Origin of the sequence: Sulfitobacter sp. W002 (assembly GCF_025142135.1) — a bacterium.
GTDB lineage: Bacteria > Pseudomonadota > Alphaproteobacteria > Rhodobacterales > Rhodobacteraceae > Sulfitobacter > Sulfitobacter profundi.
The window spans coordinates 698750-716207 of the sequence record NZ_CP081126.1; the positions used below are offsets into that span (position 1 = coordinate 698750).

Genomic DNA, 17458 nt, shown 5'->3' on the forward strand with positions numbered 1-17458 from the left:
TTTGTTGCAGAGGTTGGCTTCTCTTAACGGCTGCGCGCTTTTTGCGAAAGGGGTTAGAGGTCGAGTTCCAGCACGCCGCCTGCCTCTGCCGCGCGGGACTGGCAGAGGATGATCGCGCCTTCGCGTTGCTTGGCGGAGAGCACGAAGTCGCGGTGTTCGACCGCGCCGCCCCGCAGCCCGCATTTACAGACGCCGCAGATGCCATCGCTGCATTTCAGATCCACTGGCACGCCCGCTGCGATCAGCGCGTCGGCGGCTGTTTCCTCGGCAGAGACGGCGATCTCGCGGCCTGAGGTGAGTTTCAGCGTGAAGGGGTGATTGACGTAATCCGGCACCTCGGGGGTTGAGAAATATTCCAGATGCCGCGCGTCTTCGGGGATGCCCGCGGCCTCGGCGGCGGCCATGACCGACTGCATGTAGGCATCCGCGCCGCAGGTGTAGACATGGGTGCCCGGCGCGCTGCGTTCCATGATGGCGGGCAGGTCGGCGCGGGTGCTCTCGGACGAGATATGCAGGTGTACGCGGTCGGCCCAAGGGGCCTGCGCCAGTTCCTCGGCAAAGGCCGCCGCTTCCCGGTCAGAGGCCGAGTAGTGCAGGTCAAAGGGTCGCCCGAGGGCGTGCAGGCGATGGGCAAAAGCGATCATCGGCGTGATGCCGATACCGCCGCCCATGAGCAGGCTATGCGGCGCGTCCTCGACCAGTTCAAAGTGGTTCACCGGCTTGCCGACAAAGATACGCCGCCCCTTGGTGAAGACCCGGTGCAACAACGCCGAGCCGCCCCGGCCCGCGTCTTCGCGCAGCACCGCGATGCGGTAGCGTTTGCGGTCAGTTGGATCACCCAACAGCGAATAGGGGCGCAGGAATTCGGGCGCGACGACCAGATCAAGATGCGCGCCCGCCGTCCATTCGGGCAGGTCGTGGCCCTCGGGGTGGGCGATGTCATAAAGCGCCGTGGTCGCGTTCAGGCGGGTGACTTGCGTGATCCGCAGGTCGAGCACGGGGGTGTCGCTGCCAACTTTGTAGAGATGCAGATGATCGGTGTCGCCCGCCGCAGTCTTGCGGCGGTGTTCATCGGCGCTCAGCAGGGCCGCATGGGCGGCAATCCCGGCCTCGCGGTTCATCGGATCGGGGTAGGGCCAAGGATGCGGCGCCAGCGGGGCAGGATAGACGGCGAGGGTTTGATCCTCGAATTTGAGGTCAAGATCGGGCTGCAGGTCACGGGCGTTCACCGGCTGGGCAGGGGTGTCGAACTGGCCCGAGGGTTTGCGCTCGATGTCCCACCACCATTTTTTGACCGGGTTCAGACGGCCCTTGCCGACCTTGTCATCCAGCTTGGCCAACAGGGGGGCGGCGGCGGGGATGTTGGAGGCGGCCCAGCGGAAGGGGGCCTCGGCGAAGAGCCCTTCGAGGTTCCACGGGCAGGTCTTCATGCAGCGCCCGCACATCGCGCCGCCTTGGTTGGTGATCCGGTAGGTGGCGCATTTCTGGCTGTCGGATTTCCAGATTTCATAGCCGTTGAACATCTTCTTCGGCCCGGCGGTGATCGCCCCCGAGGGGCATTCGCGGGCGCATTTATTGCAGGCTTCGCAGAATTTTTGCAGGCCAAAGTCGATGGGCTTGTCGTGGGCGACCGGCAGGGTGGTCGTGACCACGCCGGATTTCAGGCGCGGGCCGAGGAACGGGTTCAGGATGACTTCACCAATCCGCGACACTTCGCCCAGTCCCGCCAGCAACAAGAGCGGCGGTTGCAGCACATCGCCATCCATCACCGTATGCGCTTTGGCGGAATGGCCGAGGTTGCGCAGATGCTGGGCCATCACGCCACCCAACATGGAAAACCGCAGATAGGCCCGCATGGATTGCGACACGGCGATCCAATCGTCGCCCGAAGACCCCTCCATCGTGTCAAAGCCTTGGTCGATGATGAGGCTCAGCGCTTGGTCATGCGGCGGGGTGATCGGGGTGCCGGTGGCATCATGGCTGTACCACGTCCAATCAGGGCAGGCCGAGAGGCCAGCGGCATCGGCCCCCAAAAAATAGCTTGCCGCCTTGAAGTTGGCGGCATTGCGGGCGGTGTCTGTCATCGCAGGGGCGGCGTCGTTCACCGGCCCGTCTTGCAGCAAGATCAGCGCGCCCAGCAAGCGTCGCTGCGCGGCAGATGGGGCGGATTTCACCACATGGTGCCCGCCTTTCATGGCGTTCTGCACCTTCGGCCCCATGTCGCCAAACTGTCCGCGCGCAAAAAGATCGCCGCGTTTTGGCACGCGCGGGACGTTGGGCGCGTCGATATAGGTGGTCGGTTCGTCCACCCGTTTAAGCGTCTCAAATGGATGCGGCCCTGCGGCATAGTCGCGCCGCGCGTAAGGATCGACATCGCGGGCACTGACCCCGCCATGGGTGCCCAGCTGCCAATGCGGGCCTTTCAGTACAGACCACGGCTGATCGGCCAGCGGGGCGAGCGGCATATCCGGCGCGAGGTCCATGTCGGTGGTAACAACCGCCAGCCCGAAGCGCGGACCGATCCACGGGGCTTGCAGAATGTCGTCTTCCCAAACCGCAAGCCCCGCCGCCACGGCCAGTTGGCCGAGGTTCACATCAGCGGTGGTGGCGGAATGCACCTTAGCGGCGAAGCCCAATTGACGGATGTATTCGGCGAGCACGGTGGCATTTTCAGTCCCACGCAGGCAGGCGCGCTCGGTTTGGGCGTCGATGATCCAATCACTGCCCGGCTCATCCTCTCGCGGATCGCGGGGGTGGGCGGTGAGGATCACCAGCGCGTGGCTGTGAGTATCGATCGAGGTCTCGGGCGCGTCCACCGCATCGCGCAGGTTCGCCATGATGACATCCACTCCGGCGGCGAGCGTCTTGGTCTGGCGGTTCCGCAGGTCATCGGCCAGTTGCGCGGTGCCTTCGCTGCGGCGCGGGATAGCGAGACGTGCAGATTGCGGCAGGGCGCAGATGCCCATCATCGAGGCGTCGTTGTAATAACCGAATGATTTAAGGTGATTGGCACGCTTGGCCAAACTGTCGGGGATCACCGCGCCTGCCGTATTGACCGGCCCATCGCGCAGCACGTCCATCATCGCTTGGAAGGGCGCCATGGCGTTGCATATGCTTTGGGGCGTCTCGGGCCGCTCAAAACGCAGCACCGGCATGGGCGCGCCCGGCAGTTGGTCATGAGGGGCATGCAACCGGCGCAGCCGCTCCAACGGGAAGGGGCCGAGGTGCATGGGGCGGGTCTTGGATGAAAAGAGCTTCATGGCAAATCGTTGCCATGCTTTGAAATGAGATGCCAGTCCTGGTTGTGGCCGCTGAGGGCGCTCTCGCTTGACTTTCGGCCTGGCCACCGACCATGCTGCGGCAAAATTGGAGGAGTGAGATTATGACCCTGTTCAACCGCCGTCAGGCCATCGCAACTTTGGGCGCCGCAACCGCCGTGGGGCTGGCGGCACCGGCGCTGGCGCAGAACCGCAAGATCACCGTGGGCGCGCTGCGTTTCACCAGCCACGCAGGCAGCTTTGTCGGCTTTGAGCGGGATTATTTCAAAGAGGCCGGGCTGGACGTTGAACTGCGCTTTTTCGAAGCCGCGCAGCCGATGGCCGTGGCGATTGCCAGCGGCGATGTGGACTATGCGATCACCGCGATCTCGGGCGGCTTGGTGTCCTTGGCGCAAAAGGGCGCGGTCAAGGTGATCGGCGGTGGCCTGCAAGAAGAGCCGGGCATCGACGGGCAGAAGTTCCTCGTTTCTGATGCGGCCTATCAGGCGGGGATCACCGAACCGGGCATGCTGGATGGCAAAAGCTTTGGCATGACGCAGGCGGGATCGTCCTTCCACTACATGGGCGCCAAAATGGCCGAGGCTGAGGGGATCAGCCTCAAGTTCAAGCCGCTGCAAAAGGTCGGCGCGGTGATCGGTGCGCTGAAGTCGGGCCAGATCGATGCGTGGTCGATCGTGCCGCATATCGCCAAGCCGCTGGCCGGGTCGGGTGCCGTTCATATCATCGGCGATGTGGCGACCTATCTGCCGGATTATCAGGTGACGACCGTTTTCACCTCGACCAAGAACGCCAGTGACGAACAGGAAATGACTAAGAATTTCCTTGCGGGCTATTCCAAAGGTGTCGCCGATTATAACGCCGCGATGATCGCCAAGGACAGCGGCGATGCGGGCGTCGATGAGATGGTCGATCTGATCCATAAATATGTCTACACCGACCGCCCGCGCGACAAGGCAGCGCCATCGATCATCAACGGGACCATGCGGTTGAACGAAGGTGCCAAGCTGAACGTGGCTTCGGTGCGTGACCAGTTGGAGTGGTTCCAGTCCGAAGGGCTGGTCGACAGCGATATCACCCTGGAGACGCTGATCGACACCTCTTATGTCGAGACTATGGGCAGCTAAACGCTTCACCCGCGTGATATGATTGCTTTGAAAGGCGCGTCCCCCACGGGCGCGCCTTTACCTTTTGCTCTCGCAGGTTGGGATTTCCGGCAGGCATCACTGGCAATGCAGCCGCGCCAAGATACCTTTGGTGCTGATGCGGGGCCAAGCCCCTGACCATAAAACGGGAATGTGCAGTGAGCGACGGCAGTTTTTTCACCCTGAACGGCTATCATTTCGCCTTGGGGGCCGTCGGCGCCGTGGTGATCCTTGCCCATTGGCTGCCCCGCTTTTTCAGTCGGCGAGAGCCTGCGGCCTCGGGGCTGTTGATCCTTCTGGGCATGGGCGTTTTCGCCCTTGTTCCCGGCATGCCGAGTTTCCCCGACCCGCGCGCCACCCCCTTCCCATGGGAAATCGTGTCGGAGCTTTGCGTGATCGTCGCGCTCTTTGCGACGGGGCTGCGGATCGACAAGCTGTCCGATTGGTCCCGTTGGGGGCCAACGGCGCGGCTCTTGGCGCTGACCATGCCGCTGACGATCCTGTCGGTCGCCGTGATGGGCTGGGCCTTTGCCGGGATGACCGCAGCCGGGGCGATTTTGCTGGGCGCGGTGATGGCACCCACCGATCCGGTCTTGGCCGCTGACGTGCAGGTTGGCCCGCCGCAGGAAGGGGGCGAACATCCGGTGCGTTTTGCCCTGACCACAGAGGCGGCGCTGAACGATGGTTTGGCCTTTCCCTTCGTCTACCTTGGTATTCTGGTCGCGGCCGAAGGCTTGGCCCCGGCGACTTGGGGCGTGGAGTGGCTGGCGCGAGACGTCTTTTGGCGCATCGCTGTCGGCACAGTGATGGGCGCGGCGGGCGGTTGGGCCTTGGGGCAGGTGTTGTTCGCCGTGCCGCGCAAGGCGGTTTTGGCCGAGACATCTTCGGGCGTGGTGGCCTTGGCGGGGGTGCTCTTGTGCTATGGCACGACGGAATTGGTCGAAGGCTATGGTTTCATCGCCGTGGCGGTGGCCGGTCTGGTGATCCGGCGGGTTGAGGCGGACCACGAATTCCACCGTCGTTTGCATGATTTCACTGCCGCCGTTGAACACGCGCTGACGGCGCTGTTGCTGGTGGCGATTGGCGCGGTGCTGCCCGCCTTGCTGAGCGATTTAACCCTCTCGGGCGCGGTGATCGTGCTGGCGCTGATCTTTGTCGTGCGCCCCTTGGCGGGGTGGCTGTCGCTTTTGGGAACGTCGCTCGAGACGCGCCCCCGCTGGGTTGTGGCGCTTTATGGCATCCGGGGGATCGGGTCGATCTACTACCTTGCCTATGCGGCGGGGAAGGTGGAGTTTTTGGACGAAGAGCCGCTTTGGGCGATGGTGGGTTTTGCGATCCTCGTGTCGACCTTGGTGCATGGTTTTACCGCCGGGATCGCGGTGGATGGGCTGAGCAGTAGAGAGGGTGAGCAGCCTTAAGAACGCCACTGGCGGAGGGCGGCTGTCCCGGCGCGCGGATCGCACATTGCGCGCGGAGCGTTTTTGCCGGAAAAGGGCGGCATGGACCTCAAGCTTTCCTCCGTCAGCCATTATTATGGCGATACCCAAGTGCTGCGTGACATCACGCTCGATATTCCTTCTGGCCAGATCGTTTGCATCGTCGGCCCCTCCGGCTGTGGCAAATCTACCCTGCTGCGCATGCTCGGCGGGTTGGAGCGGCCCAGCGAAGGCCGCGTGCTGCAAATGGGCGATGCGCCCGAGGGCTGTCTGAACCCGCTCACCTATATTTTCCAAGATTTCGCGCTGCTGCCGTGGCGCACGGTGCGCGGCAATGTGGCGCTGGTGCTTGAGGATCACGGGCTGGGCAAGGCGCAGCGTGAGGCGATCATCGCCGATGTGTTGGCGCGGACCAAATTGACCGATTTCGCCGATGCGCTGCCCAAACAGCTTTCGGGCGGCATGAAGCAGCGCGTGGCGATTGCCCGTGCGCTGGCGGTGAACCCTGCCGTGATGCTGATGGATGAGCCGCTAAGCGCGCTCGACAGCCAGACCCGCGAATTGTTGATGGACGACCTCGTGGCACTCTGGACGCGGCAGCCTTTCACGGCGGTCTATGTGACCCACAACCTCGCCGAAGCGGTGCGGTTGGGGCATAAGATCGTCGTGCTCTCGCGCCGTCCGGGGGAGCTGCGCGAGGTGGTGAACCTAGACATGCCGCTGGCCGAGCGGCGTCACGGCGATCCGGTGCTGGAGGCCCAACAACAGCACCTATGGGGGCTGATGCGTGATGAGGCCGCGGCGGCGGATGCGGAGTTGATTGATGGTTGAGATGACGGATGTGAATGCCCGCGAAGTCACTTTTCGCGGCGGTGGTTTCCAGCCCGGCACGCGGCGGGGCGTGGGGCTTGCGGTTTTCGTGGTGCTGATCCTTTTGGCGGAATGGGGCACGCGCAGCGGCTTTATCTCGGCCCTGACGTTGCCTCGACCCAGCGATGTGCTGCTGACGTTTCAAGAGCTTTATCAGTCGGGGATGTTGTTCAAACACCTCGGCCCCTCGCTGTCTCGTTTGGCCATAGGCGCGCTGATTGGTGCTTCGCTGGGGATCGGGATCGGCGTGTTGATCGGGCTGTTTTCCTTGGCACGCGCGGGGCTGGTGCCCTTGGTCGCGGCGATTTTCCCCATTCCCAAGATCGCGCTGTTGCCGCTGTTTGTGATTTGGTTCGGCATTGATGAGGCGAGTAAATACGCGCTCATCGCCTTTGGCACCTTCACGCCCACGGTGGTCGCCACCTATGCGGCGGTCGACAATGTGGACCGGGTGTTGATCCGCATGGGGCAGAGTTTCGGCCTTGGTTGGTGGTCGATTGTCTCGAAAATCGTGGTGCCCGGCGCGATGCCGGGGATCCTCTCGGGGCTGCGGATTTCGCTGACGATTGCGATTATTTTGTTGGTGGCGGCTGAGATGCTGGGCGCGGAATATGGGATCGGGGCGTATATTTTGCAGGCGGGGAGTCTGTATGATCTGGAGCGTCTGTTTGCGGGTGTGGTGATCCTGTCGCTGCTGGGCGTGGCGGTGTCTGCGGCTGTGGCCTTTGTGGAGCGGCGCGTGTTGAGCTGGCGGGTATAACACAAGGGCCATCGCCTGCCCGCGGGTGGGCGATCTGACGGTCCCTCGTGCCACTTTATGGTTCAACCGTGATAAGACCTCGCCAGGGCGGGCCTAGCCTCACCAAATCGCCTACCCGTCCGGGCGGGCAGGCGATGGCCCGGCGCCTGCGGCTTGATTCCGGGCCGGGGTGGTAACCTCAAGCACTCAGTTCCGGGCCGGGGTGGTAAGAGCGCATCATTTGCGTATCAATAGCGCCAACCGCCCTCACCACCGGACCCTCACCATGACCGAACACACCACCACCCACGCCGCCGACGAAGACGCCCGCAACCGCGACATCAAGATCTACGTCAATGGCGACATCCTGCACCGCGACGAGGCCAAAGTCTCGGTCTATGACGCGGGCTTCATGCTGGGCGACGGCATCTGGGAAGGCATGCGCCTCTATAACGGCACATGGGCGTTCTTCGACGAGCATATGGACCGCTTCTTCAACTCCTGCAAAGCGATCTCGCTCGACGTGGGGATGGATAAGGCCGGCATCGCCGACGCCCTGCGCCGCACGGCGGAGGCGAACGACATGCATGATGACGTGCACTGCCGCCTGATGCTGACCCGCGGGATCAAGGACAAACCCTTTCAGCACCCGTCGCTCAGCACCACCGGGCCGACGCTGGTGATCATCATGGAACATTCCAAACCCGTGGACCGGCTGCAATCCAAGGGCATCCGTCTGGCCTCCGTCCCGCAGGTGCGCGGCCTGCCGCATAGCCAAGACCCGAAGCTCAACAGCCATTCCAAGCTCAACTGTATCATCGCCTGCCTTCAGGCCGAAGAAGCGGGCGCGGATGAGGCGCTGATGCTCGATCCGCATGGCTTTGTGAACACCACCAATGCCTGCAACTTCTTCATCGTGCGCCGGGGTGAGGTTTGGACCTCGACGGGCGATTACTGCATGAACGGCGTGACGCGACAGAAGGTCATCGACCTCTGCCACGCGAATGGCATCCCGATGAAGGAAAAGAACTTCTCGCTCTACGAGGCATACGGCGCGGATGAGGCTTTCCTTACCGGCACCTTCGGCGCGCAGACCCCGGTGGCCGAGATCGACGGCAAACCCATCGGCACGGGCGAGCGCCCTGTCACCAAACGCATCCAAGCGCTGTACAAAGAGCTGATCAAACAGCACACGGCCTGAACGCCGATGGGTGCCCGCCCCCGCGAAGGGGCGGGCGGCATCTTAGGAGACCATGCGCTTCAGCGCGGGCACGCGGCGCAGCAGGAGCCAATCCAGCAGCCCCACGGCCAGCAGGGTTACCCCCGCCATCGGAAAGGCCAGCGCCACGGCCAGACCTACCACAACCGCGCCTTTCCACAGCGTCATATTGCGCGGGGCGGGCGGGGCAGAGAGCCAACCGGCAGGATTTTCCGGGCGGCGTTTCCACCACATCACCACGCCAGAGACGCAGAGAAAGATCACCGAGAGGCAAAACAGCGTATTGGCCAAAACGCTCGGCCAACCCAGGGTGCCCATATGCAGCGCGATGCCCACGGCCATCGCCTTGCCTGCCAGCGAATAATCCGCGTAGCGCACATCGGCGAGGATCTTGCCCGTGTGCCGGTCGATATGCACCGTCCGGTCGCTGGTGGGGTCGATCGCATCGGTGTTCATCGAATCCCGGCTCAGCGTCCAAACACCGTCTTCACCGCGCGGCAGGTTCATCTGATAGCGCGCGTCAAAGCCGATCTGCCGGGCCAGCGCGTCGATGGTGTCAAGCGTGGCAGGCGTGCCTTCGGCCAATCCCGCCACCCCGGCATCGCTGCCTGAGGCGGGCATCGGGGTCTGCTCCAGCGCCCAAGGCACCTCCTTGGGCCCGTGGTTCATGCTGGCGTGGATGTCATCCGACAGCGGGGCCTCCCATTTCTCCGCCGGGAACTGGCTCCATGCCTGCACCATCTTTTCACCCCAAATACCGGCCCAAGAGAGGCCTGAGATCAGGAAGAAAAACAGCACCACCGACACCCAAAGCCCGATCGCCCCGTGCAGAGATTTCCACAAGGCGCGCCCACGGCCCAGTCGCGGAAGCAGCGCCGCCCGCAAACCAGTGCCGCGCGGCCACCAGAGGTAGAGCCCCGTGGCGATCAGCACCATGCCGAGCGATGCCGCGATCTCGATCATGCGGTCGCCGGTCACGCCTAATAGCAGGCTGCCGTGGATGTTGTCGGCCATGTCGTACCAACCGCTGCGGCGTGGGAAACTGGCGAGGACTTCGGCGGTATAGGGATCGACGGCGACCATGGTCGCCACGTCATGCGCGTCCACCCGAAAGATCGCGGCCAGATCATCGGCGCGGGGGGCGACATATTGCACAAGGGTGCCGCCTTCGATGCTGGCCTGCGCGGCGGCGGCCTGATCGGAGAGGGCAAGGGGCGCGTCTTGGGGCGTGACGGCGATCCGCTCTCCGTCCCGGCCGCCGATGAAGGCAATCCAAAGCATCACAAGCCCGGTCAGGGCGAGCATGATGAAAAAGGGGATGACATAGACCCCGGCATAGAAATGCCAGCGCCAAGCGGCGCGGTAAAAGCTGTTCGCACGTTGCGTGTTGTCGTTTTGCAGGGCTGCCGCGCCTGCAGGATCGATGGAAACCATGTGTTTGGTCCTCTGAATGAATTGATATGTGGTTTGGAGGTCAGAGAACCCGTGGCGGCGCCCTTGCGCGTTTGACAGAGGCGCGGCGCGGTTTGGGCTGTGTGGCAGGGGCAGGGGGCAGCGGTGGCGCAGGATCGAAGGCGGCGGCTAAGGGGGCCACAGCCAGCCCTTTGCGCAGCGCGGCGAGGGGGTGCTGGTTCCAGTCGCAGGGTTTGTGTTCAGGCTCAACCGGTGTGCCATCCGGCCCGATGGTCACCGTCTCCACCCCGTGACCTGTGCACAGCACCATGGTCAGCGCGCCCTGCTGGCGCTCTGGCATGGTTCCGGGCGCAAGCGCCGAGAACGCCCCAAACAACACCACCACCGCCCAAAGGCAGAGGTGTCGAAGCGGGCCGGTCAACGCCTTGCGGCGCATCCTGCGATTGGCTGGGGCTTAGTGTTTATGCTCGTGCGAGGAGTGATCCATGCCGCCCGCATCATGCCCACGGCGGCTTTCGACGTTGAATATCACCTCCAAGGTCCCGGCTTTTTCAAAGGTCAGGGTGGCGGGGATTTTCTCGCCTTCCTCGAAAGGGTCTCCGTCGAGGCCCATGAACATGATATGCAGCCCACCGGGCTTAAGCGTCACCGTCTCACCCGCGGGCAGATCGAGGCCGTCGATATGCGACATGCGCGCCACGCCCATATCATCGGTGGTCGTCTCATGGAGGGAGACTTCGTCGAAGCCCTCAGCGCTGATGCTGATGAGGCGGTCTGCGCTGTCTCCGCCATTGGTGATCGTCAGATAGCCGCCGCCGACGCGGGCGGTTTTCGGAGTTTCAAAGGCCATCGGATGATCGACGGTCAAAGCACCGGCGGTGTACTCATGCGCGGCGGCGGGCAGGGCAAGTAGGGCAGCCAAGGCTGCGGTATAGAAAGATTTCATTGTCGTGGTCCATTGTCTGAGTATTGCGAAAGAAGCGATGGCTCAAACGAATGGCGGCCCCCGGACAGGCGGGGGCGCCCCCGCAGGGCTGCGCGGTGCGCCGAGGGCACGGGCCACGCGCGGCGTGGCAAAGCGCAGCGTCCCGCCCGGCAGCAAGACATCTGCCGGGGTCGGCAAGATCAAAGCATTGACGATCCGGCAGGCTTCGCAGTCCAAAGCCGCGTGGTTGTGGCTTTCAAGCGGTCCGTCGCAAAGATCGCTCAGCGTGCCGCCCGCTTGGATAAAGGCGATAAAGGCCGGGTCTTGCTGTACCTGCGCGGTCGCACGATGTGCGAAGGGCAAGCTGGCAAGGGCCAGCACCAGCAAGAGGGTCAGGCTGACCCGGAGCGAGGATATGCGCGAAACGGCGGACATGCGCGCTGTTACCGCGGCTGACGCCGCAACGCTATAGGGCGCTTTGGTCTGCGACGTGATGTCGTAGGGGCGCTGTGCGGTAGTCGGTGATGGCTATCGGGGGAGTGTGTTGGCTGGGATGGTAGGATTCGAACCTACGGTACACTGTACCAAAAACAGTTGCCTTACCACTTGGCTACATCCCAACACAGGGCGCTAATTAGAGTTCTCTGGCCCGGGGTGCAAGACCCGTTTTTGATAAATTAGCCTATTCTTCGGCGGCATCAACGGAGAGCAGGTCTTTGCTGGGCAATTCGGCGCGTTCCTGCGCGACGATGCGGGTCAGCTCACGCTCGGTTTGGGGGGCAACGGGCTGTGCGGCGGCGGGATTCGCGGGCGCGCTCGGCGTTTGGGGCGAATCGTGCTGCGCAGGGGAGGACGATTCGCTTTGGGTAATCAGCCGGTAGGCCGGAGGCTGTGCGGTGAGGCCCGCCGCGTCAAAGGCGGCCAGCGTCAGTCGAATCGCTTCGCTGCGCGCCGCGACCAGATCGGTGGTCTCTTGATTGATCCAACCGGCGAATTGCATGTTGATCCAGTGATCGGCGACCTCCTCCACCCAAGCGGCGGCTTCGGGGCTGGGCAGGACAAAGGGAAGGCCATTCAACACCTCCAGCGCCAAGTCTCGGGCGCGGGCCAGATCGGCGTCGCTGGCCACCGAAAGGGTAAAGGTGAACCGCCGCTCGGCGTTGCGCGAATAGTTGATGATCCGGCTCTTAAAGACGGTGGCATTGGGAATGCGCAGATGGTTGCCGTCATAGCTGAGCAAGATTGTGGCGCGGCTGGTCAGGCGGATCACCTTGCCGGTGTCGCCGTCAATTTCGACCGTGTCATTGGGGCGGAACGGCTGGCGGATCGACAGCATGATGGAGGCAATGAAGTTCTCGACCGTGTCGCGCACCGCGAAACCGATGGCGAGGCCGACGATCCCCGCCGCGCCAAGGATGCCCGACAGCAGCGCCGTCGCCCCGAGGATATCAAGCGCCACGACCAGTGCCGCGATGATAAAGGCCAGCCGGATGATCTGGCGGTAAATGTCAGCGATAAAAGCGTTGGGGGCGAGCCGTTCCCATGGGTTGCGCAGCCGCGCCAGCGCCAGCCCGGCCACGACGATCAGGGCAAAGACCCCAAGTGCCACCAAGGCCAGCGGCAGGAAAGCCACGGCCTGTTCCATCCGGCCCCGAAAGCGGTCCACGGCGGGGTTGAGCCGTTCCGACACATCGGTGCTTTCGCGGACCTCGTTGCGGATTGCAACCACCCCTTCGACACGGCCCGCCAGTTCGCTCAGCCGTCCGGCGCTGGCGGTGTCGAGCGTGGTGCCGCGTAGGGTGACGATGCCCGAGGACACGGAGACGCCGACCTTCTCAAACCCTTCAAGCTCGCGCAGGATGGCGCGGATGCGGTTGGCGATGGCGGCGTCTGCTGTGGCGTCCCCTTCGACGGCGATGGTGCCTTCGGGCTGGTCGTTGTCCTGCGCCGACGCGGGGGCCAGCGGCAGGGCAAGAAGCAGAAACAGACACAAGAGCAGGCGGGGCAGGGCAGGGATCAGGCGCATGGGGGTCTCCGTCGACGGGCAGGGCCACCGCCCCTCGGTGAGGGCGGTGGCTGGTCAATTAGCGCACTACCCCCGACAATCGAGCAGCACCGCCCCGCTGCGCTGTCCGGCCTCGACCAACGCATGCGCGCGGGCGGCCTCGGAAAGCGGGAGAACCGTGTCGACGGGGCAGCGCAGGGCCCCGTCTTCCAGCGCGTGATGCAGTCGGGTGATCGCCTGTTCGCGCGGGCCTGCGGGCAGGAGGTAGATCAGGATGATGTCGATGGTCACCGCTTTGAACAGCAGCGGGTAGAAGGGTAGCGTCGGCGACATTTCCCCCGCCGAGCCATAGGCGGCGATGCGGCCATTGGGGGCGATGACCTCGGTGTCGGTTGTCATGTTCAGGCCGAACTCTGTCTCGACGATTGTGTCAACGGGCTTGCCGCCGTTGGCCTCCAACACGGCGGCGGCGAGATCGGGATCGGCGTAGTTCAACACCGCATCGGCGCCCGCGTCGCGGACCAGATCATTGTCGCGCGGGCTGCAGGTGGCAATCACTTTGGCCCCGCCCCATTTCGCCAGTTGCACGGCAAGGTAGCCCACGGTTCCGGCGCCGCCTTGGATCAACACCGTCTCCCCGGCCACGCCACCGCCGCCGAAAACGGCGTGGCAGGCCGTCAGCCCCGGAATGCCAAGCTGTGCGCCGGTCTCGAAAGAGACGCCTTTGGGCAGCGGCACGGCCTGATGCGCGGGCAGGGTGATCTGCTGTGCCGCCGTGCCAAAGGCGCGTTGCCATTGGGCGTTCCAGACCCAGACCTTTTGACCCATACGGGCAGAATCGACGCCCGCACCCACGGCGATGATCTCTCCCGCGCCGTCGCTATGGGGGATGACTTGCGGGAAGGGTGGTTTGGTCACGCCGGGGCGGGTGCCCGCGCGGGCCTTTACGTCCGATGGGTTCACGCCCGAATGGCTCAGCGCCACGCAGACCTCGCCGGGTTGCGGGGCGGGGCTGTCGATCTCCGACAGGCGCAGCACATCTGCGGCGGCTCCGAATTGGTCATAGGTGATGGCTTGCATGGCGCTCTCTCCGGCTTGAATTTTGCCGGCAGAGTGGCGCAAGCGCCGGGATCATGCAATTGGCCTGAAAGGCGGGGTTATTCGCGCAGTTCCTTGGGGCCAACACCCCAAAGCCGCACTTTGGGGGCCCAGCCGGTAAAGCCGCCTGAACGCAACTCGCACCATTCAAGCGTGCATTCGCCCAAGCGCGCCACCACGCCCAGTTCCAGCCGCGCCACCACGGCGGCCTTTGGGTCTGGATTGACGTGAAGCTGCAGCATGTCTTGTTCGACCAACACAGTGCGGGTGCCCGACAAAAGCGAGTAATGCACCCAGCCGCCCATGCCGTCGCGGTCTTCGACCCGGCGCCAGTGGCCATGTTCGGCGGTGATCCTGAGCGGCAGGTCGCGGCGTTTGTAGACCCAGTCGATCCGGTGCGACAGCGACGGGCCGCGGCGGACGTTGCCCTCTGAGGCTTTCATCGAAACGAAACGGGGGAGGGGCAGGTTGGTGACCTGTCCGCGCGCCTCTTGTGCGACGCCGGAGGTCGCCTGCGCCAAAAGCAGCGCGCCCACCATCAGGGCACTGCGAAGGAAAGCGGTTATCATGGAATTGCCTGCTATGCGGTTCACTGCTGTGGGTCGGTGCTGTGCAAATCTGCGGTTTATTGTTGCTCTTTTTCCGGCGCGAGTTCTTGTGCCTCGTCGCTGCATGAGACACCATGCCTGTGAAACGAGGCGACGCCAAGACCGGGAGAGCAGGCATGTCAAAGAAGCGGTTGAGTGTTGTAGTGACGCGACGGTTGCCAGAGGCGGTGGAAACACGGCTGTCAGAGCTGTTTGACGTGACTTTACGCGAGGATGACAGGCCCATGACCCGCGAGGAATTGGGCGTGGCGATGCGTCATGCTGATGTGCTGGTGCCAACGATTACAGATGAAATCGACGCGCCGCTGATCACACAGGCGGGCGAGCGGTTGAAACTGATCGCCAACTATGGCGCGGGGGTTGATCACATTGATGTGGCCACCGCACGCCAACGCGGCGTTCTGGTGTCGAACACCCCCGGCGTGCTGACCGACGATACCGCCGATATGACCATGGCGCTGATCTTGGCCGTGACCCGCCGCATGCCTGAAGGCATGGCGGTGATGCAATCGGGCAATTGGGATGGCTGGGCGCCGACGGCCTTGATGGGCGGACGGGTCGGCGGGCGGCGTCTGGGCATTTTGGGCATGGGCCGGATCGGTCAGGCCGTGGCGCGCCGGGCGCGGGCCTTTGGCATGCAGGTGCATTACCACAACCGCAAACGCCTGCGCGAAGAGGTCGAAGGCGCTTTGGAGGCGACCTATTGGGACAGCCTTGATCAGATGGTCAGCCGGATGGATGTGATCAGCATCAACTGCCCGCATACGCCCAGTACCTTTCATCTGATGAACGCCCGCCGTTTGGGGCTGATGAAGCCCGACGCTGTGATCGTGAACACCTCGCGCGGGGAGGTGATCGACGAGAACGCCCTGACGCGGATGCTGCGCGCTGGCGATATCAAAGGCGCGGGGCTGGATGTTTATGAGCATGGGCGGGAGATTAATCCCCGTCTGCGCGAGTTGAAGAACGTCGTGCTGCTGCCGCATATGGGGTCGGCCACGCTCGAAGGCCGGATCGAGATGGGCGAGAAGGTCTTGATCAATATCAAAACCTTTGACGATGGTCACCGGCCGCCAGATCAGGTTGTGCCCTCCATGCTGTAAGCCCGCAGGGGCGGCGGACTGGCGGCTATTGGAGAACGTATTTTCGCAGTTGCGCCCGCAGTCCTTCCTGCGGCGCACAGACGCTGTTGGGAGATGAAAATTGACGAAGATCGCAGAACTGCCGCGCAACGAGGCGGGCATTGCCGCAGCGCTAAAGGAATTGGCACAAGCCTTTGGGCCCAATCTGCTGACCGGCCAAGCCATTCGCGAACAGCACGGCCATACCACCACATGGATCGAGACGCAGGCCCCCGACGGGGTGGTCATGGCGCGCTCGACCGACGACGTGGCGCAAGCGGTGCGTATCTGTGCCGCGCATCGGGTGCCGGTGATTGCCTTCGGCACGGGCACCTCGCTCGAAGGACATGTGAACGCCCCGGCGGGCGGGATTTGCATTGATGTCATGCAGATGGACCGGGTGCTTGAGGTGAACTCGGGCGATCTGGACTGCCGGGTGCAACCCGGCGTGACCCGCGAGGCGCTGAACACCCATTTGCGCGATCAGGGGCTGTTTTTCCCGATTGATCCCGGTGCCAATGCCTCGCTCGGAGGGATGACGGCGACACGGGCCAGCGGCACCAATGCGGTGCGCTATGGCACGATGAAAGACAATGTCCTGAGCCTTGAGGTGGTGATGGCCGATGGCCGGGTGATCCGCACCGGCGGCCGGGCGCGGAAATCTTCGGCGGGCTATGATTTGACGCGGTTGATGGTGGGCTCGGAAGGGACGCTGGGGATCATCACTGAGATCACCTTGCGCTTGCAGGGCATTCCCGAGGCGATCTCCTCGGCGCGCTGTTCTTTCCCGACGGTGCAGGCGGCCTGTGAGACCGTTATGGCAGTGATCCAATACGGCCTGCCCGTGGCCCGGATTGAGCTTTTGGACGCCGATGTGGTGAAGGCCGTGAACGCCTATTCCAAGCTGACCTTGCCTGAAACCCCGCTTTTGTTGTTGGAATTCCACGGCTCTGAAGCGGGCGTGGTGGAACAGGCCGAGACCTTTGGCATGCTGGCCGAGGAATTCAGAGGCACCGGCTATGCGGCGACCACAACCCCTGAAGAGCGCAACAAACTGTGGCAGGCGCGGCATGATGGCTATTGGGCAGTGCTGGCGCTGCGACCGGGGTGCAAGGCCGTGGCGACGGATGTCTGCGTGCCGATCTCCCGGTTGGCCGATGCCGTGGTCGCGGCACAGGCGCGGGCGGAGGAGTTGAAGCTCATCGCGCCCATCGTGGGCCACGCAGGCGACGGGAACTTCCATGCATCGCTACTGATCGACATGGACGATGCCGACGAGGTGGCGCGGGGCGAGGCGTTTGTGAGTTGGTTGGCGGAATTGGCGATCTCCATGGATGGGACATGCACCGGCGAACATGGGATCGGGCAGGGCAAGCGGGCCTATCTGGGCAAGGAATTGGGCGCTGCGGTGGATGTGATGGCGACGCTCAAGGCGGCGCTGGATCCGGATAATATTTTGAACCCGGGGAAGATCTTGCCGGGGTGAGATGGGGTGGCCTGCCCTGATGTTGTGCGGCGGGAAATGTGGTGCACGGTATTTGGAAAAGGATGAAGTTGGGGGAGGGGTGCTCTGACGCGGGATTGGCGCGTTTGGTGAGGGGGTA

At 63.6% G+C, this 17458-nt stretch carries 15 protein-coding genes and 1 tRNA gene; 7 read left to right on the forward strand and 9 right to left on the reverse strand.

All coding sequences use genetic code 11. The annotated features are described in order from the left end of the window. Positions 1–53 precede the first annotated feature (53 nt). Entirely contained in the window at positions 54–3260 is a 3207-nt protein-coding gene (locus K3758_RS03460) for a 4Fe-4S double cluster binding domain-containing protein (protein WP_259947657.1), read from the reverse strand. A gap of 122 nt (positions 3261–3382) precedes the next feature. Between K3758_RS03460 and K3758_RS03465 the strand changes: the two genes are divergently transcribed. From K3758_RS03465 to K3758_RS03485, 5 genes are all read left to right on the forward strand, one after another. Next, the gene (locus K3758_RS03465) at positions 3383–4402 is read left to right on the forward strand and encodes an ABC transporter substrate-binding protein (RefSeq protein ID WP_259947659.1); all 1020 of its coding nucleotides are present in this window, start codon (positions 3383–3385) and stop codon (positions 4400–4402) included. Positions 4403–4578: 176 nt separating this feature from the next. Then, entirely contained in the window at positions 4579–5838 is a 1260-nt protein-coding gene (locus K3758_RS03470; protein ID WP_259947662.1) for a sodium:proton antiporter, read from the forward strand. Positions 5839–5919: 81 nt separating this feature from the next. Continuing rightward, complete coding sequence (locus K3758_RS03475) at positions 5920–6687, forward strand: ABC transporter ATP-binding protein (RefSeq protein ID WP_259947664.1); 768 nt, start codon at positions 5920–5922, stop codon at positions 6685–6687. Further along, positions 6680–7486 (forward strand): ABC transporter permease, encoded by an 807-nt coding sequence (locus tag K3758_RS03480; RefSeq protein ID WP_259947665.1) that lies wholly within the window; start codon positions 6680–6682, stop codon positions 7484–7486. The genes K3758_RS03475 and K3758_RS03480 overlap by 8 nt, the downstream gene beginning before the upstream one ends. Before the next feature lie 265 nt (positions 7487–7751). Beyond that, on the forward strand, positions 7752–8666 hold the full coding sequence (locus tag K3758_RS03485) for a D-amino acid aminotransferase (protein WP_259947667.1): 915 nt from the start codon (positions 7752–7754) through the stop codon (positions 8664–8666). 42 nt (positions 8667–8708) lie between these two features. Here K3758_RS03485 and K3758_RS03490 read toward each other — a convergent pair whose 3' ends face one another. The 8 genes from K3758_RS03490 to K3758_RS03525 all read right to left on the reverse strand — a co-directional run bounded on the left by K3758_RS03490 (position 8709) and on the right by K3758_RS03525 (position 14694). Continuing rightward, positions 8709–10118, reverse strand: a complete 1410-nt coding sequence (locus K3758_RS03490) for a PepSY domain-containing protein (protein ID WP_259947669.1) — start codon at positions 10116–10118, stop codon at positions 8709–8711. Between the two features lie 40 nt (positions 10119–10158). Further along, entirely contained in the window at positions 10159–10518 is a 360-nt protein-coding gene (locus tag K3758_RS03495; RefSeq protein WP_259947670.1) for a hypothetical protein, read from the reverse strand. A gap of 33 nt (positions 10519–10551) precedes the next feature. Next, positions 10552–11043, reverse strand: a complete 492-nt coding sequence (locus K3758_RS03500; RefSeq protein ID WP_259947672.1) for a copper chaperone PCu(A)C — start codon at positions 11041–11043, stop codon at positions 10552–10554. A gap of 42 nt (positions 11044–11085) precedes the next feature. After that, positions 11086–11457: a hypothetical protein gene (locus K3758_RS03505; protein WP_259947673.1), complete on the reverse strand. Its 372-nt coding sequence runs from the start codon at positions 11455–11457 to the stop codon at positions 11086–11088. Between the two features lie 110 nt (positions 11458–11567). Beyond that, positions 11568–11642, reverse strand: a tRNA-Gln gene (locus K3758_RS03510). A 62-nt stretch (positions 11643–11704) separates the two neighbouring features. Further along, positions 11705–13048, reverse strand: coding sequence for a mechanosensitive ion channel family protein (locus K3758_RS03515; protein WP_259947674.1), 1344 nt, complete (start codon positions 13046–13048; stop codon positions 11705–11707). A 66-nt stretch (positions 13049–13114) separates the two neighbouring features. Next, positions 13115–14107, reverse strand: a complete 993-nt coding sequence (locus K3758_RS03520; RefSeq protein ID WP_259947677.1) for an NADPH:quinone reductase — start codon at positions 14105–14107, stop codon at positions 13115–13117. Positions 14108–14184: 77 nt separating this feature from the next. Beyond that, positions 14185–14694, reverse strand: coding sequence for an SH3 domain-containing protein (locus K3758_RS03525; protein WP_120350271.1), 510 nt, complete (start codon positions 14692–14694; stop codon positions 14185–14187). A 155-nt stretch (positions 14695–14849) separates the two neighbouring features. On the opposite strand from K3758_RS03525, the gene K3758_RS03530 reads away from it, so the two are divergent. Then, positions 14850–15836 (forward strand): D-glycerate dehydrogenase, encoded by a 987-nt coding sequence (locus K3758_RS03530; RefSeq protein WP_259947679.1) that lies wholly within the window; start codon positions 14850–14852, stop codon positions 15834–15836. A gap of 100 nt (positions 15837–15936) precedes the next feature. Further along, positions 15937–17340: an FAD-binding oxidoreductase gene (locus K3758_RS03535; protein WP_259947681.1), complete on the forward strand. Its 1404-nt coding sequence runs from the start codon at positions 15937–15939 to the stop codon at positions 17338–17340. The last annotated feature ends 118 nt before the right edge of the window (positions 17341–17458 follow it).

What these genes read in the sequence shown, in the direction of transcription:
- K3758_RS03460 (WP_259947657.1), bottom strand. Translation starts at nt 3,260, where the DNA reads ATGAAGCTCTTTTCATCCAAGACCCGCCCCATGCACCTCGGCCCCTTC.
- K3758_RS03465 (WP_259947659.1), top strand. Translation starts at nt 3,383, where the DNA reads ATGACCCTGTTCAACCGCCGTCAGGCCATCGCAACTTTGGGCGCCGCA.
- K3758_RS03475 (WP_259947664.1), top strand. Translation starts at nt 5,920, where the DNA reads ATGGACCTCAAGCTTTCCTCCGTCAGCCATTATTATGGCGATACCCAA.
- K3758_RS03480 (WP_259947665.1), top strand. Translation starts at nt 6,680, where the DNA reads ATGGTTGAGATGACGGATGTGAATGCCCGCGAAGTCACTTTTCGCGGC.
- K3758_RS03485 (WP_259947667.1), top strand. Translation starts at nt 7,752, where the DNA reads ATGACCGAACACACCACCACCCACGCCGCCGACGAAGACGCCCGCAAC.
- K3758_RS03490 (WP_259947669.1), bottom strand. Translation starts at nt 10,118, where the DNA reads ATGGTTTCCATCGATCCTGCAGGCGCGGCAGCCCTGCAAAACGACAAC.
- K3758_RS03500 (WP_259947672.1), bottom strand. Translation starts at nt 11,043, where the DNA reads ATGAAATCTTTCTATACCGCAGCCTTGGCTGCCCTACTTGCCCTGCCC.
- K3758_RS03505 (WP_259947673.1), bottom strand. Translation starts at nt 11,457, where the DNA reads ATGTCCGCCGTTTCGCGCATATCCTCGCTCCGGGTCAGCCTGACCCTC.
- K3758_RS03515 (WP_259947674.1), bottom strand. Translation starts at nt 13,048, where the DNA reads ATGCGCCTGATCCCTGCCCTGCCCCGCCTGCTCTTGTGTCTGTTTCTG.
- K3758_RS03520 (WP_259947677.1), bottom strand. Translation starts at nt 14,107, where the DNA reads ATGCAAGCCATCACCTATGACCAATTCGGAGCCGCCGCAGATGTGCTG.
- K3758_RS03525 (WP_120350271.1), bottom strand. Translation starts at nt 14,694, where the DNA reads ATGATAACCGCTTTCCTTCGCAGTGCCCTGATGGTGGGCGCGCTGCTT.
- K3758_RS03530 (WP_259947679.1), top strand. Translation starts at nt 14,850, where the DNA reads ATGTCAAAGAAGCGGTTGAGTGTTGTAGTGACGCGACGGTTGCCAGAG.